The organism is Flavobacterium sp. 2 (genome assembly GCF_049949195.1).
Lineage (GTDB): Bacteria > Bacteroidota > Bacteroidia > Flavobacteriales > Flavobacteriaceae > Flavobacterium.
In genome coordinates this window covers 801711-827022 of record NZ_CP188206.1, presented here as the reverse complement: position 1 = coordinate 827022, position 25312 = coordinate 801711, and the positions used below count along the sequence as shown (strand labels likewise).

At 34.9% G+C, this 25312-nt stretch carries 15 protein-coding genes; 5 read left to right on the top strand and 10 right to left on the bottom strand.

The genetic code is table 11. From position 1 onward, the window contains the following. Position 1 precedes the first annotated feature (1 nt). Both ACNFIH_RS03395 and ACNFIH_RS03390 read left to right on the top strand, forming a co-directional pair. Positions 2-1273 carry an efflux RND transporter periplasmic adaptor subunit gene (locus tag ACNFIH_RS03395; RefSeq protein ID WP_426485500.1) on the top strand — a complete coding sequence of 424 codons (1272 nt, stop codon included), beginning with the start codon at positions 2-4 and terminating at the stop codon, positions 1271-1273. A 398-nt stretch (positions 1274-1671) separates the two neighbouring features. Further along, entirely contained in the window at positions 1672-3672 is a 2001-nt protein-coding gene (locus ACNFIH_RS03390) for a heavy metal translocating P-type ATPase (RefSeq protein ID WP_426485499.1), read from the top strand. A 4-nt stretch (positions 3673-3676) separates the two neighbouring features. On the opposite strand, the gene ACNFIH_RS03385 is transcribed toward ACNFIH_RS03390, so the two are convergent. The 4 genes from ACNFIH_RS03385 to ACNFIH_RS03370 all read right to left on the bottom strand — a co-directional run bounded on the left by ACNFIH_RS03385 (position 3677) and on the right by ACNFIH_RS03370 (position 8027). Then, positions 3677-4948, bottom strand: a complete 1272-nt coding sequence (locus tag ACNFIH_RS03385; RefSeq protein WP_426485498.1) for a DUF6624 domain-containing protein — start codon at positions 4946-4948, stop codon at positions 3677-3679. Between the two features lie 81 nt (positions 4949-5029). Beyond that, positions 5030-5680, bottom strand: coding sequence for a VOC family protein (locus ACNFIH_RS03380; RefSeq protein WP_426485497.1), 651 nt, complete (start codon positions 5678-5680; stop codon positions 5030-5032). A 268-nt stretch (positions 5681-5948) separates the two neighbouring features. Beyond that, positions 5949-7403 carry a sulfatase family protein gene (locus ACNFIH_RS03375; RefSeq protein WP_426485496.1) on the bottom strand — a complete coding sequence of 485 codons (1455 nt, stop codon included), beginning with the start codon at positions 7401-7403 and terminating at the stop codon, positions 5949-5951. A gap of 189 nt (positions 7404-7592) precedes the next feature. Further along, positions 7593-8027, bottom strand: coding sequence for a DUF1810 domain-containing protein (locus ACNFIH_RS03370; RefSeq protein WP_035644592.1), 435 nt, complete (start codon positions 8025-8027; stop codon positions 7593-7595). 413 nt (positions 8028-8440) lie between these two features. Here ACNFIH_RS03370 and ACNFIH_RS03365 point away from each other — a divergent pair, with 413 nt between their 5' ends. After that, positions 8441-9190: a 4-hydroxy-tetrahydrodipicolinate reductase gene (locus ACNFIH_RS03365; protein WP_426485495.1), complete on the top strand. Its 750-nt coding sequence runs from the start codon at positions 8441-8443 to the stop codon at positions 9188-9190. Between the two features lie 221 nt (positions 9191-9411). Here ACNFIH_RS03365 and ACNFIH_RS03360 read toward each other — a convergent pair whose 3' ends face one another. The 4 genes from ACNFIH_RS03360 to ACNFIH_RS03345 form a co-directional block, all read right to left on the bottom strand. Beyond that, positions 9412-10158 (bottom strand): succinate dehydrogenase/fumarate reductase iron-sulfur subunit, encoded by a 747-nt coding sequence (locus ACNFIH_RS03360; RefSeq protein WP_426485494.1) that lies wholly within the window; start codon positions 10156-10158, stop codon positions 9412-9414. A gap of 69 nt (positions 10159-10227) precedes the next feature. After that, on the bottom strand, positions 10228-12135 hold the full coding sequence (locus tag ACNFIH_RS03355; RefSeq protein ID WP_426485493.1) for a fumarate reductase/succinate dehydrogenase flavoprotein subunit: 1908 nt from the start codon (positions 12133-12135) through the stop codon (positions 10228-10230). A gap of 210 nt (positions 12136-12345) precedes the next feature. Continuing rightward, a complete protein-coding gene (locus ACNFIH_RS03350; protein WP_426485492.1) occupies positions 12346-15267 on the bottom strand; it encodes a PQQ-dependent sugar dehydrogenase in 2922 nt (973 codons plus the stop codon). Between the two features lie 76 nt (positions 15268-15343). Next, the gene (locus ACNFIH_RS03345) at positions 15344-15715 is read right to left on the bottom strand and encodes a winged helix-turn-helix transcriptional regulator (protein WP_426485491.1); all 372 of its coding nucleotides are present in this window, start codon (positions 15713-15715) and stop codon (positions 15344-15346) included. A 107-nt stretch (positions 15716-15822) separates the two neighbouring features. On the opposite strand from ACNFIH_RS03345, the gene ACNFIH_RS03340 reads away from it, so the two are divergent. Beyond that, entirely contained in the window at positions 15823-16434 is a 612-nt protein-coding gene (locus tag ACNFIH_RS03340; RefSeq protein ID WP_426485490.1) for an FMN-dependent NADH-azoreductase, read from the top strand. Between the two features lie 131 nt (positions 16435-16565). Here ACNFIH_RS03340 and ACNFIH_RS03335 read toward each other — a convergent pair whose 3' ends face one another. After that, entirely contained in the window at positions 16566-17846 is a 1281-nt protein-coding gene (locus ACNFIH_RS03335) for an acetyl-CoA C-acetyltransferase (protein ID WP_426485489.1), read from the bottom strand. A gap of 126 nt (positions 17847-17972) precedes the next feature. Continuing rightward, entirely contained in the window at positions 17973-21902 is a 3930-nt protein-coding gene (locus ACNFIH_RS03330) for a hybrid sensor histidine kinase/response regulator transcription factor (protein WP_426485488.1), read from the bottom strand. Positions 21903-22291: 389 nt separating this feature from the next. Here ACNFIH_RS03330 and ACNFIH_RS03325 point away from each other — a divergent pair, with 389 nt between their 5' ends. Beyond that, the gene (locus tag ACNFIH_RS03325; RefSeq protein WP_426485487.1) at positions 22292-25297 is read left to right on the top strand and encodes a SusC/RagA family TonB-linked outer membrane protein; all 3006 of its coding nucleotides are present in this window, start codon (positions 22292-22294) and stop codon (positions 25295-25297) included. Positions 25298-25312: the final 15 nt, after the last annotated feature.

Genomic DNA, 25312 nt, shown 5'->3' with positions numbered 1-25312 from the left:
AATGAAAAATATACTGAATTATTTAACCGCAAAGAACGCAAAGATTTTAACGCAAAGTTCGCAAAGTTTAATTTCCTTTCGTGCCTTGCGCTTTGCCTTTGCGATCCTTGCGGTTAATATTACTCTAACAAGCTGTAATGATAAGAAAACTGAAGAACCGCAAGAAGAAGAAAAATCAAGTACAGAAGTTGTTTTAACCACTTCTCAATACAAAACAGTCGGGATTGAAACCGGAATTGTCGAAGACCGAAATCTGAATAAAATCATTAAAGCGAATGGATACACAACAGTTCCTCCGCAAAATTCTGCTGAGGTTTCGACTTTAATTGGCGGAACGGTAAAAGATATTTATGTTTTGGAAGGAACTTTTGTCAATAAAGGAAAAGTTTTGGCAACAATTCAAAATCTGGAAGTAATAGAAATGCAGGAAGATTACCATTCGGCTACAGCGAATGTGGAATATTTGCAATTGGAATACAACCGTCAGAAAATTTTAAGCGATGAAAATGTAAATCCGAGAAAGACTTTTCAGGAAGTAAAAGCAAAATTAGCCGCTGAAAGAGCACGCGCACAGGCAGCAAAAAATAAACTTGATGCTTTGCATGTAAGCACAAAAGGAACAACGTCAGTAGTGCCGATTGTTTCACCAATAAATGGCTATGTTGGAAAAATTAATATTGCCAAAGGCGCTTTTGCAAATACAGGGGTTTCACTTTTTGAAGTAGTTGATAATAGCCAGATGCATTTGGATTTAAATGTTTATGAGAAAGATTTAGGTTCGATTTCAATTGGTCAGGTAATTGATTTTGTATTAACAAATCAGTCGAATAAATCGATTAAAGGAAAGATTTTCGGAGTTAATAAATCATTTTCTAATGAAAGTAAAACCGTTGCTGTTCACGCTAAAATCGATCCTGCTGACGCAAAAGGTTTAATTCCGGGAATGTATGTTTCGGCGAATATTAATATTACCAATGCTACGGTTCCTGCGTTGCCAAAAGATGCTGTGGTTAAAAACGCAGATAAGTATTTTGTATTTATGCAAGAGAATGAAAAAACAGAGCAAAAACACGATTATGCAGCTGGCGAAAAAGAAGAAGTTAATGAACAGGAAGTCCATTTTAAAGCTATAGAAGTAGTTCCCGGAACAACAGATTTAGGTTTTACAGAAGTTAAGTTTGTAAATGAAATTCCTGCGAATGCTAAAATTGTAACGAAAGGTGCTTTTTATCTGCTTTCAGCAATGAAAGGCGGAGGAGAGCATGAGCATTGATTTTTTTTAAAGGGGCTAAGTTGCTAAGATACTAAGGGACTAAGTTTTTTTGTTGGAGTGTAATTTGCTCGCAAAGTCGCAGAGCCGCAAAGTTTTTCACATAGAGAATAAATGTATTATTTGTCATTTCGACGAAGGAGAAATCTCCTCAAGTAGCTCCGTTCCTAAAATCCAATCTTTGTAGAGTTTCTCGTGGAGATTTCTCCTTCGTCGAAATGACATAAAATGAGAAAAAAACTTTGCGGCTCTGCGACTTTGCGAGATTAATTCCTTCGAACTGAAAAAACTTAGCGCCTTTGTAGCAATAAACTTTAATACAAAATGCTTAAATTTAGAACATTATTTAAAAAAGTTTCGGTGCTACTAAAACCTGAAACTTGAAACTTGAAACTCAAAAAATGATACATCAAGATAAAGAAGTAAAAAATACAAAAAGCAAGCCCAAACCTTCCTGCTGTTGCTCGCACGATGAACCAATACATTTAGAAAATGATGGACACGATCACGGAGGTCATGATCATGAACACAATACTGAAGGCGGGCTTTTTAAACTATTTATGCCGTCCATAATTTCTCTTGTTTTACTGCTAATCGGAATTGGATTTGATAACTATTTTCCGCAAGAATGGTTTACAGGATATATCAGAATTGCGTGGTATATTATTGCTTATCTTCCGGTTGGGATTCCCGTTTTGAGAGAAGCTTATGAAAGCATTGTAAAAGGCGATGTTTTCTCTGAATTTTTCCTGATGTGTATTGCAACAATTGGCGCTTTTGCAATTGGTCAATATCCAGAAGGTGTTGCAGTTATGTTGTTTTATACAATTGGAGAAACTTTTCAGGGAATGGCAGTCAACCGGGCGAAATCGAGTATTAAAAGTTTGCTGGATCAGCGTCCTGATGAGGTTACGATTTTAGAAAATAATGTTGCTGTAAAAATCAAGGCAAAAGACGTTCAGATTGGAGCGATTATTCAACTGAAAGCGGGTGAAAAATTAGGCTTAGATGGCGAATTATTATCAGATTCTGCTTCGTTTAATACAGCAGCTTTAACAGGAGAAAGTAAACCTGATACCAAGAAGAAAGGTGAAACTGTTTTGGCAGGAATGATAAACGAAAATACGATTGCTGAAGTAAAAGTTACAACCGCTTACAACGACAGTAAATTATCTAAAATTTTGGAGTTGGTGCAAAACGCTACAACCAAAAAAGCACCTGCGGAATTATTCATCAGAAAATTTGCCAAAATTTACACGCCAATTGTGGTGTATTTAGCAATCGCAATTTGCTTGGTTCCGATGCTTTTCGTAGACAATTACGTTTTTAGCGACTGGTTATACAGAGCATTAGTTTTCTTAGTTATTTCTTGTCCTTGTGCGCTGGTTATCAGTATTCCGCTTGGGTATTTTGGAGGAATCGGTGCTGCAAGTAAAAACGGAATTCTGTTTAAAGGAAGTAATTTTCTGGACAGTATTTCGACAATTCAGAATGTGGTGGTTGATAAAACCGGAACGATGACAGAAGGTGTTTTTAAAGTTCAGGAAGTTATTATAAAAACTGAATTTGATAAAGAAGAAATCCTGAAAATTGTAAATGCCTTAGAAAGCCGAAGTACACATCCTGTGGCAACTGCAATTCATAATCATGTCGGACCAATTGATTCTTCCGTAGAATTGAAAAATATCGAAGAAATTTCCGGACATGGATTAAAAACTTCTTATAACGGAAAAGAATTGTACGTTGGGAATTTTAAACTTCTAGATAAATTCAATATTATTTATGATATTGATCCGTCAACAATAGTTTATACCACAATTGCGATTGCTTACGACGGAAAATTTGCCGGATATTTAACTATTGCAGATGAAATTAAGGAGGATGCAAAAGAAACGGTTTCAAAATTAAAATCTTTAGGTGTCAAACTAACGATGTTAAGTGGTGATAAAACCAATGTAGTTCAATTTGTTGCTGATAACCTTGGAATTACAAAATCGTTTGGAGATTTGCTTCCTGAAGATAAAGTTAATAAGGTAAACGAAATTAAAGCCAAAAACGAATCAGTCGCATTTGTAGGCGATGGTGTTAACGACGCGCCTGTAATTGCGCTCAGTACTGTCGGAATTGCAATGGGAGGTTTAGGAAGTGATGCTACTATTGAAACCGCAGATATTGTAATTCAGGATGATAAACCAAGTAAAATTGCAATGGCAATCAACATTGGAAAACAAACCAAAAAAATTGTCTGGCAAAATATTACGCTGGCTTTTGTTGTAAAAGCTTTTGTCTTAATTCTGGGCGCTGGCGGACTAGCAACTATGTGGGAAGCTGTTTTTGCTGATGTTGGTGTGGCGTTGTTGGCGATTTTGAATGCGGTTAGAATTCAGAAGATGAAGTTTTAGAGTATCATAAAGAATCAATAATATCTTTCCATCTTTTTTCGGAATAAAATGTATTAAATTCTTTATTTGATAAGAGTACTTTTTTATCCAAATCACCTCTGAGATAATTCAAATTTAAAAAATCTAAAGAAATGCTTCTGTACTGTTCGTCACGAGTTTGATTGTAAATTTTTGCAAACAGTTCAGAAGCTTCAAAATTTTGTTCACTTGTCATTCCGCCCAAAATCATGGACGCATTATTATAATTATCATATACTTTCTGAAACTCTTTTTTCTCGTAATACTTTTTAGCCTCATTTATTAAATTTAATGTACTTTCAGTATCTTTTTTATCCTTTTTTGATGCTTCTTCAATTGTTGGAATCGTGTATTTAAAACCATAATTTAAAGCATAAATTTTTAAAGGAAGAAGTCCAAATTCATGTCTTCTTTTATCAGCTTCATTTTCTTTAAGTATACCTCTAAAACTTGAAGCTTCACCATTTTGTGTCCAATTTACCTGCGTTCCGTAAACTTGTTTATAATTGAGATTGCATTGCACTCGGTCGTACAAAAAAGCATAGTTTTCCATGTCCAATTCTTTCGTCCCTTTTAATTTATCCATTTCATGTAAAGCTGCTTTCTGGAATAAAATATCCTGATCTGCATGCTGTACAATTAGCCAGAAATTATGGACACCGTCTTTTCCTATTTCTGATATTTTTGGCCAGTTATAGTTTTTCAGAATCTCTTTTGCTTTCGACAGATTTTTAAAATCTAAGTCGTTAATTTTCAGCTGTAATTCATTCAAGAGAACAGGATCTGAAGTTTGTATTTTCCAATATCTAATTTTCTGATCTGCAATTCCCATTGCATTGATTTGTTTACGCAATTCTGGAAGTTTTAATTTCTTTTCATATTGCTGCTCTTTCAATTGTGCTTTTTGTTTAATCGTTTTCCACTTATATGGATATTTAGCAAGTAAAAAATCAAAATACGGATCTATGGAAAGTTGCTCTGCCTCAGTCCATCCTTTATTTAGAGCTATATTTAAATATTTAAAAGCTTCAGCTTCATTTTGAGCTAACGAATACATTCCCGCAGCTTTATAAGCATTTAATGCATCAGGTTCTTTAAGCAAAAAAGCTTTTTCCAGTTTTATAATAGCGTTTTTGTAATCTTTTTGAAGATGAAGTAAAGAAGCTTCTGCGATTAATTTTTCATATGCGAGATTGGTTTGCGCGTTAGAAACGTAAAAGCTCCAAAATAATAATATGAGGAAGAAGTATCTTTTCATACAGGTTAAAACTATATTATAAATATTTTTTTCTGTGATGAAAATACAAATTATATTTTTATCTATTTGATATGAAATGATTTATAAACGTAATTCAATTAAATTCTCATTGTTTTCCAGTGATATTTTCATTGGATTACTTTCAGAAGGAATTTGAGTTGGATACCAATTTCGATTGGGTTGCACCAGAATCAATAAACCTTCATGATCGCCAATTGCTGCGAATTTTTCTGTATTTGTATTTTGAGAAAAGAAATGCAATCCGTGTTCCTCGATTAATTGGTTTCCTAATTTTAATGGACTTTCCGTAACAATTCCGATTTCGCTTATGCTTAAAATAGAAGCAGAGCTGAATTCACCAAGTTGTTCGTTATTAAGGTCATGACGGGCAATGAATTCTAGTAAATTTCCATTGTGATCGAAGAAATAAATAGAATGCGCATTCCAGTTTTCAAAATGAGTAACGACACTTTTATCATCCAAAACAATTAAATCAACTTTGTTCTTACACCATTGAATAGCTTCTTCAAGCTGATTTTCAGGAATATTAAAGGCAAAATGATATATAGAATTAAATTCTGGATCTTCAATAAATTTTAAAATAGAAGTTCCAGCCTGAAACGTTATCGATTTTTGGTCATTTTCCAGAATAAAAAGCCCAAAAAGGTTCTGATAAAATGCTTTTGTTTTTTGAATATCGTTTGTTTTAATTTGTATCTGATCTATTCTCATGGCAGTAATTTTTTATAAAAGAAAAAAGCTTCTTTAGCGTGACAGACAAATTTAAAAAATGCTAATGATATCAAGGATGTGGCGTTATTTTATGCGTCAATGAAAGGATAGTAAATAATTATTGATTGGAGTTAAATAGCATCTCTAAATATTTTATTAAAGTTACAAAAAGACAAATTATCATAGTTGTAAGATTATCGAAAAAACTTTCATTTTGTATTCGATTAGTTTAAATAAAAAAGCCCAATTGTTATCGGGCTTTTGTGTTTTAGTAAGTAGCAGGTTTTCTAACATTTTTTCCCACTTTTTGATTCAAATCATCACCAAGATCTTCTCTCGCTGTATCGGCAATTTTTTGAATTTGAGATACAATTTCAGGATACAATTGCTGAACATCGCGAACTTCTCCGGGATCATGTGCTAAATCGTAAAGCGCCATCGGAAATTCTGCGGAAGCGCCTTCACCACGAAGTCCATCTTTTCCTTGTAATTTTTTATTGTAAGTAGTGCCTTTATGAGGAAAAACCAATTTCCAGTGTTTGTACCGAATCGCTTCGAGATTGTTGCTTCCAACTCCAAAATAATAATAAAAAATCTCTCTTGGCCCATTAGCTGTTTTTCCAGTTAACAAAGGAAGAAAATTCAAACCGTCGATTTGGTTTTTTGGTAATGAAGCTCCTGTAATTGCTGCAATTGTTGGCAACAAATCCATGTTTGTCATTAAAGAGCTGTTTACGGTTCCTGCATTTATTTTTCCGGGCCAACGAATCAGGAATGGAACTCTAGTGCCACCTTCCCAAGTTGTAGATTTTCCTTCTCTAAAACCGCCCGAAGAACCTGCATTATCGCCAAAAACCAACCATGGACCATTATCGCTGGTTATGATTAAAACGGTATTTTTAGCAATTCCTTCTTGATCTAAAGTTTTCATTATTTCACCAATAGACCAATCTAGTTCCATAATTACATCGCCAAAAAGTCCTAAATCACTTTTTCCTTTAAATTTATCAGAAACCGCCAAAGGTGCGTGTGGCAACGGATGCGTGAGATATAAAAAGAAAGGATCTTTTTTATTTTTTTTGATAAAACCAATTGCTTTTTCGGTAAAAAGAGTCGTCAATTTTGAAGCATCTTTTATATTTTCAATCGTATCAATAATGGTTGTATTGCTGATTAACGGAAGCGGAGGGAAGCTCGAACGCATATCTTTAGAATCCGTAACTTTTGAATAACCATCATAATCAATTGGCCAAACATCATGCGAATAAGGAATGCCATAAAACTCATCAAAACCATAATTTGTTGGCCAATATGGTAGTTGATTACCTAAATGCCATTTTCCATAATTAGCCGTTTTATATCCGTTTTTCTTTAAAAGTGAAGCAATTGTTTCTTCATTTGGATTTAATGCATGATGTGCTCCGGGAAGCAATACGCCCGACATTCCAATTCGGTTAGGATAACAGCCTGTCAATAAAGCCGCTCTCGATGCTGTACAAATGGCTTGCCCGGCATTAAAATTAGTAAATCGCATTCCTTCCTGCGCGATTTGGTTAAAATGAGGCGTATTTACGCCCGTCATTCCATAAGGCTCGGTGTCGCCGTAACCCATATCATCCATGTTGATGATAATGATGTTGGGTTTAGCATTTGAGTTTTTACTTTGAGCAATACTAAAGGAAGTAATTGCCAAAAGAAGCATTAAAAAGAAACTTCTTTTCATGATTTACGGTTTTAGGATTTTAAATAGTGTAATGGCTTGTATAAGTTTGGTTGGCTACAAATATATTTAAAAGTGAGATTAGAAACTTAGAGATAAAACAAAAAGCCTGTTTCAAAAATAGAAACAGGCTTGAAAATTTGTGAATTTTGGGGCGCATTCACAAACTTTTAATCTTTATTTTTTTTGGAATTATAAGTTACTGTATAATAATTGCAGTGTATGAAAATCGGTTGAACCGTCAAAATATTTATGGAGTGCTTCCTGAAATACAGGCTCCGTATTTTGTACGCTGGCAAATAAAGTCAGACACGATTGAAGTTTTTCATCATCAGGAGTACCAAATATTTCTTCGGCTGTTTTTTCTTCAGTCTTAATTAATTCTGAAGTAATTTCAATGAGATGTTTTCCTAAAATGGGATGTTCCAAAAAGGCAATTGCTTCATCTGCATTTTTAATTTCATAGAATTTTGAAGTATCACACGATCCTGATCCTTTTATTTGCGGAAATACAAACCACATCCATGGCGATTCTTTTTTACCTTTTTTAATTTCAGCCAGCGCTGATAGGTACAATTTATTTTGTGCGTCTAAAAAACGCATTAACTCATTTGTATTGTAGGCCATTATATGATGATTTTGTTTGGGACAATCACGAGATAAAACTACTGAAAATATGTTTAGTTGTACACTTCAAAATCACTTTTTTTACTCTTAATTTTTAAAGAAATAACAGAAATATAATTATGTAAGGCTTATCCTGCCTGCGATTTAGAGATTGCTAAAAAAGACGACTTTTAGAAAACAATAATGGAAAAATGAATTTGAGGGAGTAAATCAATTTAGCAATATTATTCTTATTAAGCATTTTTTTTGTGGTTACATAAGAGGGATTTTGATGGGATTCCCGTGATATTTTTCCTATTTTAGCAAAAGACGATAATTAACAGTTTTACTAATTATCGTTTTTAGTCGGCATTAATTTCAATAAAATGCCAATTTCTACTAACGGACATTTCGTCCAAAAAAATAAATAAAATATGAGAATAGGATTAATCGGATTCGGGAAAACTGGAAAATCAGTGGCATCAATATTACTTGAAAATAAAAAATTCTCACTCGAATGGGTTTTAAGACAAAGCAGTGTTTTGGAACATAGATCTGTTCCTGAATTTTTTGGTATTGAGTCAAACGAACCCGGATTAATTTATTCGAGTTCCAAAACTTCAATTGAAGAATTACTTGAAAATCATCCGGTTGATGCCATAATTGACTTTTCATCAAATGAAGGAATTTATACTTATGGCGAAACAGCGGCCAAAAAGAAGGTCAAAATTATTTCGGCAATATCACATTATAAAGACAAGGAACTGCAATTTCTAAAAAAGCTTTCGCAAAAAACGACTGTATTTTGGTCGCCAAATATTACACTCGGAGTTAATTATTTATTGTTTGCCGCCAAATTTTTGAAGAAAATCGCGCCGTGGGTTGATATTGAAGTAAATGAAGAACATTTTAAAACGAAACAAGGAACATCAGGAACGGCAATAAAAATCGCTGAAGCTTTGGAGGTTGAAAAAGAAAATATCAATTCGGTGAGAGCAGGAGGAATTGTTGGAAAACACGAAGTTATTTTTGGTTTCCCATTTCAAACCGTCAGATTAATTCACGAGTCTATTTCGAGAGAAGCTTTTGGAAACGGAGTTATTTTCGTAGCCGAAAATTTAAAAGACAAACAAAAAGGACTTTATAATTTTGAAGATATTCTGACGCCGTATTTTGTTGTTTAGAAATTTTTAATAAGCTACTTTTTGTCATCCTGAGCGAAGTCGAAGGATAAGTGCAACGTATTTTCTCATTTTTGTCATTTCGACGAAGGAGAAATCTCCACAAGTAACTCCGCAATGTTAATCCAATCTTTGTCGAGCTTCTTAAAGAGATTTCTCCTTCGTCGAAATGACAAACTGTTCTAAATAGGAATGTATTATTTTGAATAATAATTAATCAATTGTTATTTTCTAAGAAGAATAGCTTTACTATACTCATAATTCATTTTTGCAATCGAAAGTACCGAAATACCTTGTGGACATTCAATTTCGCAAGCTCTAGTATCTGAACAGTTACCAAAACCTAATGCATCCATTTGCTGAACCATCGTTAAAACTCTTTTTGAAGCCTCAATTTGACCTTGTGGAAGCAAAGCAAGATGTGTGATTTTTGCGCCCGTAAACAAAGCCGCACTGGCATTTTTGCAACTGGCGACACAAGCTCCACAGCCAATACAAGCAGCAGCATCGAAAGAAGCTTCGGCGGTTTCGTATGAAATAGGAATACTGTTTGCTTCTGGCGCCTGACCCGTTGCAGCTCCAATAAAACCACCGGCTGCAATAATCGAATCAAATGCTTTTCTGTCAATTTTTAAATCGCGTAAGACGGGAAAAGCTTTTGCGCGAAAAGGTTCAATATAAATGGTGTCGCCATCTTTAAAACTTCTCATATGAAGCTGACAAGTTGTAGTGTTTTTTAAAGGGCCATGAGCTCTTCCATTAATCATTACACCGCATTGTCCGCAAATTCCTTCTCTACAGTCATGATCAAATTCGATAACGCGTTCTCCATTTTGAACAAGAGATTCATTCAAAAGATCCAGCATTTCCAGAAACGACATATGTTCTGATACTCCATCAATTTCATAATCTGTCATTTTTCCTTTTGATGAAGAGTTAAACTGGCGCCATATTTTCAGATAAAGTTTCATAGTAATTATGAGTTATGGGTTTTGAATTATGAGTTGTTAATTAATAATTTACAATTAACAATTCACCATTTATTTATAGCTTCTCACTGCAAGTTCTACCGATTCAAAAGTTAAAGGCTCTTTGTGAAGTTGAGGTTCGTTATTCAGCCCTTTCCATTCCCAAGCCGATACATAACAAAATTCATCGTCGTTGCGGACAGCTTCTCCGTCAGCGGTTTGATATTCTTCTCTAAAATGTGCACCGCAGGATTCTTCACGTTGCAAGGCATCATAACACATTAATTCGGCTAATTCGATATAATCGGAAATTCGGCCGGCTTTTTCTAATTCGCTGTTTAAAGTGTTATCACCAGTAATTCTGAGATCTTTTTCAAATGAAGCTTTGAGTTCTCGAATTTCGATTAAAGCTTCTTCCAGCTTTTTTCTGCTTCGCGAAAGACCACATTTTTCGTAAAGAAGACGCCCGATTTTTTTGTGAAAATAATCAGCTGAAAGAGTTCCGTTGGTATGTAAAAAACGATCCAATTGTCTTCTGACTGTTTTTTCGGCTTCTTCAAAAGCAGGGTGCGAAATATCTATTTTTGGCACATTTAATTCTCCAGAAAGATAATTCGGAATTGTATAAGGGGCAATAAAATAGCCATCAACGCAAGCTTGAAGCAATGAATTTGCCCCAAGCCTGTTAGCACCGTGATCGGCAAAATTGGCTTCTCCTAAAGCAAATAAACCAGGAATTGTTGTCATTAATTCGTAATCAACCCAAAGTCCACCCATTGTAAAATGCGCCGAAGGTGAAATCAGCATTGGTTCTTTGTAGGCATTGATTCCGGTGATTTTTTCATACATCGCAAAAAGATTACTGTATTTGGCTTCAATTTTATCTTTTCCTTGCGCTTTTATAGCATCGGAGAAATCGAGATAAATAGCATTTTTCATTGGGCCAACGCCATGTCCGGCATCAATTTGCTCTTTTGCGGCTCTTGAAGAAATATCTCTGGGAGCAAGGTTTCCAAAGGAAGGATATTTTCGTTCCAGATAATAGTCACGTTCTTCTTCTGGAATTGTATTTGGATTTCGGTCGTCAGCGGCTTTTTTTGGAACCCAGATTCGGCCATCGTTTCGTAGTGATTCCGACATCAAAGTTAATTTTGATTGATTCTCACCATGCTGTGGTAAAGAAGTAGGGTGAAACTGAATCCAGCTGACTCCAGCCATAAAAGCGCCCTTTTTGTGCGCTCGCCAAATAGCCGAACTGTTGCAGCCCATTGCTAATGTTGAGAGATAATATACTTTTCCGTAGCCACCAGAAGCCAGAACAACAGCATCGGCGGCATGACGTTCTAATTCACCAGTTTCAAGATTTCTTGCAATAATACCTTTTGCTTTTCCGTCAATAACTATTAATTCCAGCATTTCATGTCGAGTATGTAAATCTACTTTTCCAAGTGAAACTTGTCGAAGTAAACCTTGATAAGCACCAAGCAAAAGCTGTTGTCCGGTTTGACCTCGAGCATAAAAAGTTCTTGAAACCTGTACACCACCAAAAGATCGATTATTCAAATAACCTGCATATTCTCTTGCAAAAGGCACGCCTTGGGCTACAGCATGATCAATCAGCGCAGCAGAACATTCTGCTAAACGATAAACATTTGCTTCACGAGATCTAAAATCTCCCCCTTTGATGGTGTCATAAAACATTCTGTAAGTGCTGTCGCCATCATTTTTGTAGTTTTTTGCGGCATTAACACCGCCTTGAGCCGCAACGGAATGTGCTCTTCGGGCAGAATCCTGAAAACAAAATGATTTGATGTTATAGCCTTGTTCTGCCAGAGAAGCAGCGCATGAAGCACCTGCAAGTCCAGTTCCAACAACTATTATGTTTAATTTTTTTCTGTTGGCTGGATTTACAAGTTTAGCTTTTTCTTTGTAATGACTCCATTTTTCGACAAGAGGTCCTTCGGGTATTTTTGATTCCATTCTTTTCAGCTGTTTAAAATAGTTGAGACAAAATTTTAAAGAAATCGAAATTGTAAGGGCACTCTAATTTACTATAAATTATTTAATTACGAATAATTTGTCAAAATTTAAACTTCATTTTATAAAGTGTTTTTTAAGATTGAAACAAAAAAACAAACCCGCAAAACCATTCTTTTTTGGTTATGCGGGTTTATAATTGTTTTCTAAAATTTATTGCTTGCCGATTGGTATTGCTTTGCTGGTTTCATTTGTTTTGATGAAATAAATTCCTGCAGCATGTTCAGAGATCGAAATCAGATTTCCTTTGCCTTGTTTGATTTTAGTTCCCAAAGGAGAAAATACTGTCCATTCCAATTCTTTAGATAAATGGAAAATTCCTTTAGAAGGATTTGGAAAAACGATGATTTTATTGGATGTTTCATCCGGATTTTCTACACCAAGATGGCAATCATGAACCATATAGGATACATCTTTAGTATTGCTTCCGCCAGAATTAGTTACAGTCAAAGAAACTTCTTTATCACCTTCTGTACTGTAAATAACAGAATGCGGACCAATTCCTGCTGCTGTCGCAGGCTGTGCATTTACGCCAAAATTCCAAGTATAAGTATCTATAGTACCGACAGAAACAGAAGTAAAAGTGACAGCAGTATTTGTACAACCCATTTGAGGCGTAAACTCAAAATCGGCAATAGGAGCTGCAGTGCCTGCTGTGAGAATAAATTCCATTTTATTGACGTTGATGTCGTTTTCATCAAAATACAAAGTAATAATGTGATCGCCCTGTGTTAAATTAATATTTGGAATAGCAACAGTTTGCCAAGCCTGAAAACCTCCCGTATTTGGAATGTTCACAACACCCGTTACATTTGTACCATCAACTTCTAAATGTAATTTTCGGGTATTGTAAGGTGTTGCGATTCTTAAATTAATAGTATAAGTTCCGGTAGTGTTTACTTTTGCGGTATATTTCAGCCATTCATCTTTTGTTACGTAAGACAGATTAAATCCGCCCTCATTACAAATTTCTGTTCCAACGCCGTCGCCAGCTCTGTATGCAGTATCACCACCGCCATTTTTATCCAGAAAAGCACCGGGACCGACATCATAATTTTCGGCTTCAATAATTCCAGGAATCTGAGCCACTAATCCTTGATAAGGTGCATTTTGAAGCTGAGTTGCTGTATAAGAAGCGGTATAAGTAATTGTCCCTGTTGCTGGAGCTTTAAAAGTTTGATTGGCCGTTCCACCCTGACTCCAGTGATCAAAGTCATAACGAATATTTCCAACATATTGCGGAGTTGGCGCATTTAAAGTCTGTAAAGCCGCGTTTGCCACAACTTGTTTTGTTGAAGGCGCTGTAACTGTTTTTTGATTAAATTCTAAATTAAGAGGTACAGGTGAAGAAGCTGCTGTAACATCAACCAGATTAGGTTTGATATCAACAAAAGCCGTAGCTGTTAAACCATTGCTATCTGTTACTTTTACCGTAAAACGATACCATACATTTGGTGTTTTTTCGCCTTGATTTGATGCTGTAAAATTTCCTGATTTTACGCCTTGTGGACTTGCACCTGGGTGCGAATGTCCGGCTCCCGGAATATCTTCATGAAAAAGATCTATACTCCATGAAAAAGCGCTTGCAGGTAATGTGCCGTCTTCAATATCTGATGCCGTTGCTTCAAAATGGACAATATCTTCAGCATTCCATTTTAAAGAAGGCAAAGGAGAAACTATAGAAACTGTTGGTGCATTTGTAAAAGGTGTTACTGTCAAAACTGCATTATTGCTGGTTACATTTCCGGCTGTATTTGTGACAATAACGCGATAATTCCCTGCATTTGCAGTGGTCACATTTGGAATTGTATAGCTAGCGGCAGTTGCACCGTTAATATTCGCATTGTTATACTGCCATTGATAAGTAAGTCCAATACCACTGGCCGAAACTGTAAATGTTGCAGGTTTTGTTTCCATTATGGATTGGGAAAGTGGATGATTTACAATAGTAGGAGCAGCAGTTGCAATGTAATCAAGTTTAATAAGCGCACCATTGTTTCCGTATGCACAATAATAAATATAGCCGTCATTGCCTAGCATCATTCCGAGAGCCTGCTGTTGTGGAGCCGAATAAAATTCAGTAGAAACAGGATCAGCAATATTTGGGTCAAAATAGCGTATGGCATTTCGAACAAAATCTTTGATAATAAATTTGCCTTCAAGATTAGGATAACGTGGCGTATCAGGATTATATAATACACCATTGGTCAATGCATTACCAATAGTTCCTGTTCCGTAGGTAAATATCGGATTGGTAAATAAATTGGTTTCTGTCTGTTTTCCGTCACCTCCTTGTGGATGTCCCCAGGCATAATTACGAATGGTCGGATTGCTGATTTCGTTTATTTCTTCCCAAGAAGTTCCCACATCCAAAACAAATAATTTATTGGCTTTTATGTTCGGAACCAGCCTCCACGGATTTCTAAAACCATAAACCCAGATGCTTTGTCTTTGTAAAGAACCGCTTCCATAAAATGGATTTCCTGGTGCAGGCTGTCCATTTTCTGTAAGTCTGAGGATTTTTCCTTTGTATGTATCCAAATCCTGAGAATTGGTATTCTGCTGGCTGTCACCAACAGTTACATACAGAAAACCGTTAAAGAATTTTAAATCACCTCCGTTATGAAAACCACCGCCAATAGGTTCTAAAAGTAAAATTTCCTGTCTGTTTACCACCTGATTGGCATTATCAATTTTAATTCTTTCAATACGATGTCTGATTACAGTTCCGTCGTTGATCGAATAAAAAACATAAATATAACCGTTTGTAGCGAAATCTGGATGCAAAGTCAAACCAAGTAGACCTTGTTCATTGTCTGTAACGGTATTTACAGTAAAAACGGTAGAAACAGCATTGTTCTGAAAAACTTTTACAATACCGCCTCTTTCTGCGATGAAAATTCTTCCGTCAGAAGATTGTTCCAGCGAAAGTCCTTCTTTGATAACTGCTGTAGGAGCAAGATTTTGTGTAATGTACTGACTGTAGGATTTTGAGGTCATTAATAAAATGAAAACACAAAATAAATGCAGTAATTGTCGCCTTTTTTTAATTCGGACCTGTAAGTTTTTTTTCATAAGTATTTAATAGGATTAATAAATTTGGGTAACCAAATTTAATCTTTTTCCTCTTAATTACTTATCTAACAATTACTTATTTGCCAATAATTTCTTTTCGATGTAAAGTTCCCCATTCATTTAACGCTCCAATGACATTATATAAAGTATGGCTATGTTCTGTTCTTGCATATTCAACGGTTGGCGGAAAAGTATCATAAACCGTTCTGGTAACCAGTTTGTTCATTTCCAAATCTTTCAGCTCTTTAGAAAGCATTTTATCTGTAATTCCATTTATATCTTTAGAAATCTCTTTGAATCGTTTTGGCCTGTTTGATAATGCAATCAAAATTGGCAATTTCCATCTGCCGCTTAAAACTTCTAATGCATCTCTTACTGGTAATAATGCGGCCAGACATCCTTCTGGCTCACAGCCCATTTCTTTTGTTATTTCGGTTTTTGTTTTCATACGTATTGCTTTACTATCCTCAATGATAGCGCTATCCTCGAGGATAGTACTATAAAATGTATAGCAAATGTAGATAAGTTTGTATTGTAAAACAAACAATATAAATTATGAGCCAAAAAATTCTACGCATAATTACTAGTACCAACGGAGATACTTCGTTTAGTAATCAATTATCTAATGCAGTTATTGAAAAATTAACTGCATCAAATCCTGAAACTGAAGTTCAGACACTGGATCTTACTAAAACACCTTTACCTTATTTGACGGGTTCGCATATTAATGCCGTTTATACGCCTGAAGATGCGCATTCGCCAGAACAAACCGAGGCATTGAAATATTCTGATGCGGCGATAAAAACGTTATTAGAATCAGATGTTATTGTAATTGGAGTGCCTTTGTACAATTTTGGAATTCCAGCAGTTTTAAAAGGATGGATTGACCAAATTGCCAGAGCAGGAAAAACTTTTAGTTATAGTGCCGAAGGTCCAAAAGGATTGGTTACAGATAAAAAAGTATATTTATCTATTGCTTCCGGAGCTATATTTTCTGAAGGACCATATAAAAGTTATGATTTCTCAGAATCGTATTTGCGCACCGTATTTGGTTTTTTAGGCATGACAGATGTTACTACTTTCCGTGTTGAAGGAACAGCAATCCCTGATTTTGCTGCAAATGCATTGCCAAAAGCCTTGTCTTCTGTAGAAGAATTTGCTTTTTAAGAAGAAAAAAATCTGCTAAATCTGCGAGATCTGCGAGAGTATTTTTTTTCACGCAGATCTCGCAGATTTAGCAGATTTTTATAAAGTAAACCCGACAGTTTTTAAAAACCTGTCGGGTTTGAATATCAGTATTATTTCTCAATAATCATTGTAACACCTTGCCCGCCAGCGGCACAAATCGATACAAAACCTTTTCCTGAACCCTTTTCGTTCAAAAGTTTAGCCATTACGCCAATAATTCGGCCTCCTGTTGCTGCAAAAGGATGCGCGGCTGCGAGACTGCTTCCTTTTACATTCAGTTTTTCTCTGTCGATTGCGCCAAGTGTTTTCTTTAAACCAATTTCGGCACTTAATTCTGGGCTTTCCCAAATTTTTAAAGTTGCTAAAGTCTGTGCGGCAAAAGCTTCATGAATTTCATAATAATCAAAATCCTGAAGATTCAAACCTGCTTTTTCAAGCATTCGTGATGCGGCAAATAAAGGTGCCAATAAAAGATTTTGCTGATTTTTGACATATTCGATTGCTGCAATTTCTGCGAAAGTGATATAAGCCAAAATAGGAAGTCCTTGCTCTTTTGCCCATTCTTCGCTTGCTAAAAGAATACAAGATGCGCCATCTGTCAGCGGAGTTGAATTTCCAGCTGTCAATGTTCCATTTGTTTTGTCAAATGCTGGTTTCAGGCCTCTCAATTTTTCAATTGTACTGTCTTTTCTTAAATTGTTGTCTTTTTCAAGTCCGTTGAAAGGGGTAATCATATCATCAAAAAAGCCTTCTTCATAAGCTTTTGCCATATTTAAATGGCTTTTCAATGCAAATTGATCTTGATCTTCTCTTGGTATTTTATAATATTTGGCAGTAATTTCGGTATGTCCGCCCATCGAAAGTCCGGTTTGAGATTCTTCGTTTCGAGGAACTAATGGTGATAAATCTTTCGGACGAATTTTCAGAAAAGATTTAATTTTTCCGCCAAATGACTTTGCTTGTCGCGCTTCCAATAGAATTTTTCGAAGTTTTTCGCTGAATGCCATAGGAATATCACTTATCGAATCTACACCACCAGCAATTCCACAATCAATTTGTCCAAGTGCAATTTTATTAGCAATATAAACGGCGCTTTCAATTCCGGTGTCGCAGGCCTGTTGTAAATCGCAGGCAGGAGTTGCGGGATCAAGAGAAGTTTTCATAACACATTCTCTGATCAAATTCATATCATAGGAATGTTTTATGACTGCTCCGCCAGCGACTTCACCTAATAATTGTCCTTTTAAATTGTATTTATCAATAAGTCCGTTTAACGAGGCGGTCATCATTTCCTGATTTCCAACATTCGAATAAGCTGTATTTGCTCGCGCAAAGGGAATTCGATTATAGCCTACAATGGCGACTTTTCTAATTGTTGTGGTATTGTTCATCTTAAAACTAGATTTGTTTTGAAGATTAAAGATAAGTGGAAAATGTGATAATTAGATAATGTGCCAATTAGAAAATTATAAACATCTATAAATTATCTAATTATCAAATTGGCACATTATCTAATTCTACTTATTCATCGCAATATAATCCGAAGGCGACATAGAAAAATGCTTCTGAAAGTTCCTACCAAAGCTTGTTTGTGATTTATAACCAACCATTTCAGCGATTTCATACATTTTGTAATTTTCGTTTAAAAGCAATTCTGCAGCTCTTTTTAAACGTACAATGTTTATCAATTCATTCGGACTCAAATTTGACAAATCTTTAATTTTTCGGTACAAAGTAGAACGGCTCATGTTCATGATTTCTGCTAGAGATTCTACGCTTAAATCAGGATCGGTGATGTTTTTGAGGATTTCATCATCCAGTTTTTTAAGGAATTTTTCGTCTGTTTTATTGTGCGCAATGCTTTTGATGTGCGAAAGCGGTGAACTCGCATAATAGTTCATAATCTGTTTTCTGTTTTCGATCAAATTATTGGCCTGAACTTTCAAATAATCCATTGAAAAAGGTTTTGCAACATAAGCATCTGCGCCAACTTCTAGACCATCAATCTGAGATTTTAGTGAGTTTTTGGCCGTCAATAAAATAACCGGAATATGACTGGTTTCTAAATTTGTTTTAATTTCCTTGCACATCGTAATTCCGTCCATAATAGGCATTGAAACGTCGCTGATTACGAGTTGAATGTTTTGATTATGAATTACTTTTAATGCATCTTCGCCGTTTTCAGCCTTTAAAATGGTATAACTTGAAGCCAATTCAGAAGTAATGAAATTTAAAAGATCAAGATTGTCTTCAACGATTAAAATCTGAGGTTTTTCCAGTTTGGTTTCCAATTCTGTTTTTTCGGATTCTGACTGATTAAGCTCTTTTTCGGATTCTGTATAAAACATAAATTCTTCTTCCTGATGTAATGGAACAACGAGTTCAAAGATGTTTAATTTTGGATTCGCAATTAACTGCAGATTTCCATTATGAAGTTGTGCGAGCGAATGCGCAAGCGAAAGCCCAATTCCGGTTCCCGAAGTATTATCCATATTGTCTACTCTGAAAAAGGGTTCAAAAATCTTGTCTTTCAGTTGAAACGGAATCAGATTTCCATCATTTTTGACAATTAAAGTCAGTTTTTTATCATCTCTATAAAGCGAAATAGAAACTTTTTCTTTAGAATATTTTATAGCATTACTAATTAAATTACTTAGGATTTTTTTGAAAGCTTCCTTATCTACAAAAGCAAAAATGTCTTTTTCGCCCAATTCTAATTCAAAATCGATCTCTTTCTCTTCAATTAATGGCGTAAATCTTAAATGCAGATTTCGTACAATTGACGAAATATTCGCTTCAACAAAAGTAAGTTTAAGCCCTCCGATTTCTGATTTTCTAAAATCAAGCAATTCGTTCACCAATTTTAATAATCGGGACGTATTTTTCTTCATAATCGAAAGATTTTGAGGAACTTCAGCCGATTGGTGTTCCATCACTAAAAGTTTCTCCAAAGGTCCTTTGATAAGTGTCAAAGGGGTACGAATTTCGTGCGCTACATTGGTAAAAAAGTCAATTTTTGCCTGATAGATTTCTTTTTCTTTTTCGTCGTTTAAATGCTTTATTTTTCGGTTATTTTTAATCTGCGTCAGATTTTGAGAATAACGAATGATATAGTAAAACGAACCACAAATCAGAAGAAAATAGAAAAAGTAAGCATAAGAACTTGCCCAAAATGGAGGCAGAATAGTAATTTTCATTTTAATTTCTTTGCTCCAAACGCCAAAACTGTTCAACGATTTTACTTTAAAAACATAATCGCCTGGCGCCAGTTCAGTAAAGAAAACTTTATTGTTTCTGCCCAAATAAACCCATTCATTATTGACATTTTCCAATTTGTACCAATATTCGGTAAGTTCTGGCGCAGTGTAATTTAAAGAAGCAAATTCCAGGTTAAATGAAGATTGATCGTTGTTCAATTCTAATTCATCTAAATGTGAAATGGATTGTTTTATTGGCGAATCATTTTCATTGGCATCAATATCTTTATTGTTGATTTGTAGATTGGTAATGAAAATGGAAGGCGTGTATTTGTTTTTGGTAAAATTCTTCGGGTTGAAACTGATCATTCCGTTAAGATTTCCAAAATACATATCGCCATTTGTATCCTTAAAAGCCGATGCATAATTGAATTGGTCGCTCAATAATCCGTTTGCGGTTGTATAAATTTTTACGCTTTTATGATCTGGGTTAAATTTCACCAAACCTTTTGAAGTTGTCAACCATAAATTCTTGTTGTCATCTTCTAAAATCGAATAAACAACATTACTTGGAAGTCCGTCTTTTGTGGTGAATTTTTTAAAAGTCCTGTTTTTTCTGTTGAATAAATTCAGTCCGTTTTCTGTAGCAAACCATAAATTTTTAGAGCTGTCTTCAAAAATATAATTGATAGAGTTATTACTGATTCCGTCAGGATTTTTATAATCGTATGTGAAAACTTCTTTTTTTCTGGTGTTTGGGTTGTAATAAAACAAACCGTCGCGATAACTTCCTGCCCAGCAATTTCCCTGGCTATCTTCCTTATATGTTGTATAGTGCGTAGTTTCGGGAAAAGTTTTCAGAATATCAAAATTATCGTTGAGGTCGTTATAGCGATAAAGCCCCATTGTTGTAATCACAATCAGGTCTTTTTTATTCGTTTCATAAAATGAAAAAATAAAATTACTGTGCAATCCAGAAGAAGGATTATTGGCGCTATAATGTTTTATGACAGCGCCAGAATTTCGATCTAAAACATCTAAACCATGCTCAAAAGTTCCTACCCAAATTTTATCTTTTCGAGGCATTAAAGCGTGAATATTATAATAGGAAACAGGGTAAGAAGTAAATTGCTGTGTTTTAGGATTGAAACGGTTTACTCCGGCATCTTCAGTTCCAATCCATAAATCGCCGTAATCATCTTTGTGGATTTCTCGTACGGCACTTCCGCTAATAGAATTTTGGTTTTTCTGTGGAAAATATTTTTTGAACTGCGTGTATTGTTTTTGATGATAATTGATTCCGCCAAAATAAGTTCCAATCCAGATTCCGTTTTCCTTATCAATCGTAATCGAGTAGGCGGCATTATCTGAAATTGCATACGGATCGTTGTAATTTTTTTTCAGATTAATGCTTGTTTTTGTTCTCAGATTATATACGTAAACGCCAGATTCGCTCGCAATCCAAACTTCGTTGTCGCCACGTTTTTTGAATTGGCGGACAAAAACGGGTTCTTTTGTTGAAAATTGAATTGCAGTTGTAGTTTTATCTTTTTTATTATAAACCAAAACGCCATGATCCTGTGTACCAATCAAAATGCTGTTTTTATTTAATGCATAAATAACCGTGATTCTGAAATTGCTTTTATCAGCTGGCGGATTCAGTGTGATATTTTCAAACGAAAGATTTTCCTCAGAATAATGATATAATTTATTTAAGGAAGAAGCCCAGATTTCGCCATTTTCATCTCTAGAAATAGAGGTTGTAACAAAATATTTATTCGGATTAAAGGTCTTAGTTTCTTTTTTGCTTGTCGAATATTTATAAAGTATATTTCCCGAAATAAACCAAATATTTCCTTTTTTATCATGATTGATATCATTGATTCTGTCATTTATGGCTTCGTTCAAAACTGCAAATTGATCCGTCTTTTTATTGTATTGATACAATCCTTTATCAGTTCCTACCCAAATGATTCCGTTAAAAGCATGAATTGATTGGATATAATTACTTCCAAGACTGTGAATTGGGTCAGATTGGCTTCTGTACGTCTTAAAACGATAACCGTCAAATCTGTTCAAACCATCTTTAGTTCCAAACCACATAAAACCATCTTCATCCTGAGTCGATGTAATAACGGTATTGTTAGAAAGTCCTTCTTCAACTTGAAAATGTTTAAAATAATATTCCTGCGCGTGAATAAAATTTATAGAAAAAAGGAATAAAAATGTAAAAAGAAAGAATTTACGCATTGTTATGTTTTTTTATAAAAAAATAAATTTCTTCAAATCGTGTCAATATTCTACCAAATGTTGCAAGCCTTTGTTTTTCTGACCTTTTTTATACAATTTGAATCATTTGAGAGAGATATTGACACAAATGAAGCATTTTATTTTGAATTAAAATCATCTACTTTGAATTTTCAAATAAATGATATTGATAATTTTTAAGAGGAAAAAATATACTATCAATAATTATTTGTTTAAAAAATAGAACCAAATACAATTTTGAAACCAAATGAACACATTATTACCAAAGAGCATGATCGATTCCCTTTTTGCTCGAATCAGAGATGATTAAAATTTTAACTATTTATTGTAAAACCAACCAAAAAATGAAAACTATCTAAAATGAAAAATCAATGAAAACAAAGTTCACTCAAATTTTAAAGCAGAGATATTACCTCTTGTTTTTCTTTAGTTTATTATTCCAGCAAACGTATGCGCAGCAAATTGCAATTTCCGGAAAAGTTTCTGCCGCTTCTGGCGAATCGATTCCGTTTGCGAATGTTGTCATCAAAGGCACATCAAATGGAGCCGTTACTGATTTTGACGGAAGCTATAAAATTACCGCTGGCGCAAACCAAACTTTAGTTTTTAGCTCACAAGGCTATAAAACAACTGAAATTGCTATTAACAATCGAACTTCTATAAATGTTACGTTAGAAGAAGATGCCATGAAACTCGACGAAATTGTTGTTGTAGGTTATGGTTCTCAACAGAAAAAAGACCTTACAGGAGCAGTTTCTTTAGTGAAGCCAGATGAAATTCAGAAAAGACAAATTACAACAGTTGCTGACGGACTTCAAGGTTTAGTTACCGGAGTAAAAGTTCGTGGTGGCGGGCGCCCTGGACAGGAAGCTAGCGTTGAAATTCGTGGTTTAAAGAATCTTCAAAACACAAATCCGTTATATGTTATTGATGGATTAGTAACATCAGCAAACAGAGATTTTAACCCAAATGATATTGAAAGTATTCAAGTTTTGAAAGATGCATCGGCTGCTGCAATTTATGGTTCACGTGCTGCAAATGGCGTAATCATCATTACTACTAAAAAAGGAAAAAAAGGACCACTTCAGGTTGAGGTTTCGGCTAAAACGAGCTTTCAAGTTATGCCACGTTACGACTTAATGGGAACTGAAGAGTTTGCAAAATACAATAACATGGCTTATGACAATGCTGGATTTACAAGACAAAACTTGAACATGGCTGTAAATACAGATTGGCAAGATGCTGTTTTCAAAACAGGAATGATGCAGGATTACAACGCAAGTTTTTCTGGTGGAAATGAAAACTCAACTTTCTTTATGTCTGGGAATTATTTTGGAAATGAAGGAACTGTTGTCGGAACTGATTTCGACAGAATCTCTTTCCGTGTAAATTCAAGCGGCACAAAAGGAATTTTCAGTATTGGAGAAAACTTGGCCATCAGTAATTCTAAAACAGATGAAATGTCTGGAAACCCAATTATTGATGTGTACAGAATGACACCGACAATTCCGCTTTACGATGCATCAAATCCTGGTGGATACGGTTACGGAAAACAAGGCGTTGCAGATACTTTTGGAACAAATCCTTTGGCGATCGCTGATTTTGCAAATACTATTAATGAAAATTTCAGAATTAGAGGAAATATCTGGTCAGAATTAAAATTTGCTCCATGGTTAAAATACCGTTTCAATTTTGGATATGAAACAAGTTTCGACTCTTATAAATTCTTAAGAAAAGTTGGAAACTGGTCTTTAAATCAGCCAATTGATCAATCGTATACCGATCAAAACAAAGGTCGTTCAGAAACAATGTTGTTTGAAAATACATTGACTTTCAAAAAGGCATTCGGTAAACATGATTTTACTCTTTTAGTTGGTCAGACTTACCAAAAAGACAACTACAACCAAATTTATGGAACAAAGAGAAATCTTCCTATGAATTCTGGAACAGGTCAATATTACGAAGTTCTAAATCAAGGAGATTCGCCAGTTGTTGGTGGTTTCATTAACGAAGCAGCTTTGGCATCTTACTTAGGAAGGTTAGAGTATAATTATGACAATCGTTATTTATTTAATGCTGTTTTAAGACGTGATGGATCATCAAGATTCAGCGACGCAAACAAATGGGGTAATTTCCCTTCACTTTCTGCAGGATGGAGAGTAAGCAACGAATCTTTCTTTAAATCAGAATTTATTAAAGATTTAAAATTAAGAGCTAGTTACGGAGAATTGGGTTCAGGAAACATTGGAAATTACGAATACAAAAGCTTCGTAAATAATTTTGGACAAATCGTAATGGGTAACGAACAAAAGTTGTATCCATCTGCGGCTCAGGTAAAATTATCAAATTCAGAATTGCGTTGGGAAAAATTAAAACAAACGAATTTTGGAGTAGATCTTGGCGTTTTAAATAATGATTTGCGTCTTACCGCAGATTATTTTATTGCTCGTACAGAAGATGTATTGTTTGGATTCCCAATTTTATTGACAACAGGAAATGATGGAGGAAACCCAATTTCGAATGCTGCAACTGTTGAAAATAAAGGTTTTGAATTAGAATTAGCTTATAACAAAAAAATCAATGATTTCTCGTTTAATGCTTCTGTGAATTTTACAAAAGTAAACAACAAACTGGTTTCATTGGGTAACGGACAAAACGAAAACTTTTCTGGAAATACAGTTACAAGAGCTGGTATGCCAGTAGGAATGTGGTATGTTTTAGAAACAGATGGTTTGTTCCAAAATCAACAAGAAATCGATAATTATAAAACTGCAGGCGGAAAAGTAATTATGCCAAATGCTGTTCCTGGAGACATTCGTTTTAAAGATAATAACGGAGATGGACAAATTACGAATGAAGACAAAGCTGTTGTTGGAAGTCCGTGGCCAGAATTTGAAATGGGATTCAATGCAGGAGCAGATTACAAAGGTTTTGATTTTTCTATGAACTGGATTGCTTCACACGGAGCAACTGTTTATGACGGATTTAGAAGCGTTGTAGATCGTTTTGATGACAATAGTAATTACAGAACAGGAATTCAGCCTTGGACGCCAGAAAATCCAAATACTGATTTCCCTAGAATTACAAAAGGTTCCACTTTAAACTCAAGGGGAGACAGCGACCGTTTCTTAGAAAGCGGTGATTTTATCAGACTTAAATACATCGGATTTGGCTATAATTTGCCAAGCAGTGTCTTGAAAAACTCTGGTATTACAAGAGCAAGATTAACGATTTCAGCACAAAACATTATTACTATTACAAAATATCAAGGTTTAGATCCTGAATTTACAAACGGTAATATTTTTGAAAGAGGTGTTGACAATGGGGCTTTCCCAAATCTTAAGACATATTCTTTTGGTGTAGAGTTTAGCTTTTAATTTAAAAAAAATAGC

Coding starts and splice junctions, on each gene's coding strand:
- ACNFIH_RS03345 (WP_426485491.1), bottom strand. CDS start 15,715: ATGAAAACAAAAACCGAAATAACAAAAGAAATGGGCTGTGAGCCAGAA.
- ACNFIH_RS03355 (WP_426485493.1), bottom strand. CDS start 12,135: ATGGAATCAAAAATACCCGAAGGACCTCTTGTCGAAAAATGGAGTCAT.
- ACNFIH_RS03350 (WP_426485492.1), bottom strand. CDS start 15,267: ATGAAAAAAAACTTACAGGTCCGAATTAAAAAAAGGCGACAATTACTG.
- ACNFIH_RS03375 (WP_426485496.1), bottom strand. CDS start 7,403: ATGAAAAGAAGTTTCTTTTTAATGCTTCTTTTGGCAATTACTTCCTTT.
- ACNFIH_RS03360 (WP_426485494.1), bottom strand. CDS start 10,158: ATGAAACTTTATCTGAAAATATGGCGCCAGTTTAACTCTTCATCAAAA.
- ACNFIH_RS03370 (WP_035644592.1), bottom strand. CDS start 8,027: ATGGCCTACAATACAAATGAGTTAATGCGTTTTTTAGACGCACAAAAT.
- ACNFIH_RS03380 (WP_426485497.1), bottom strand. CDS start 5,680: ATGAGAATAGATCAGATACAAATTAAAACAAACGATATTCAAAAAACA.
- ACNFIH_RS03335 (WP_426485489.1), bottom strand. CDS start 17,846: ATGAACAATACCACAACAATTAGAAAAGTCGCCATTGTAGGCTATAAT.
- ACNFIH_RS03385 (WP_426485498.1), bottom strand. CDS start 4,948: ATGAAAAGATACTTCTTCCTCATATTATTATTTTGGAGCTTTTACGTT.
- ACNFIH_RS03330 (WP_426485488.1), bottom strand. CDS start 21,902: ATGCGTAAATTCTTTCTTTTTACATTTTTATTCCTTTTTTCTATAAAT.
- ACNFIH_RS03395 (WP_426485500.1), top strand. CDS start 2: ATGAAAAATATACTGAATTATTTAACCGCAAAGAACGCAAAGATTTTA.
- ACNFIH_RS03390 (WP_426485499.1), top strand. CDS start 1,672: ATGATACATCAAGATAAAGAAGTAAAAAATACAAAAAGCAAGCCCAAA.
- ACNFIH_RS03340 (WP_426485490.1), top strand. CDS start 15,823: ATGAGCCAAAAAATTCTACGCATAATTACTAGTACCAACGGAGATACT.
- ACNFIH_RS03365 (WP_426485495.1), top strand. CDS start 8,441: ATGAGAATAGGATTAATCGGATTCGGGAAAACTGGAAAATCAGTGGCA.
- ACNFIH_RS03325 (WP_426485487.1), top strand. CDS start 22,292: ATGAAAACAAAGTTCACTCAAATTTTAAAGCAGAGATATTACCTCTTG.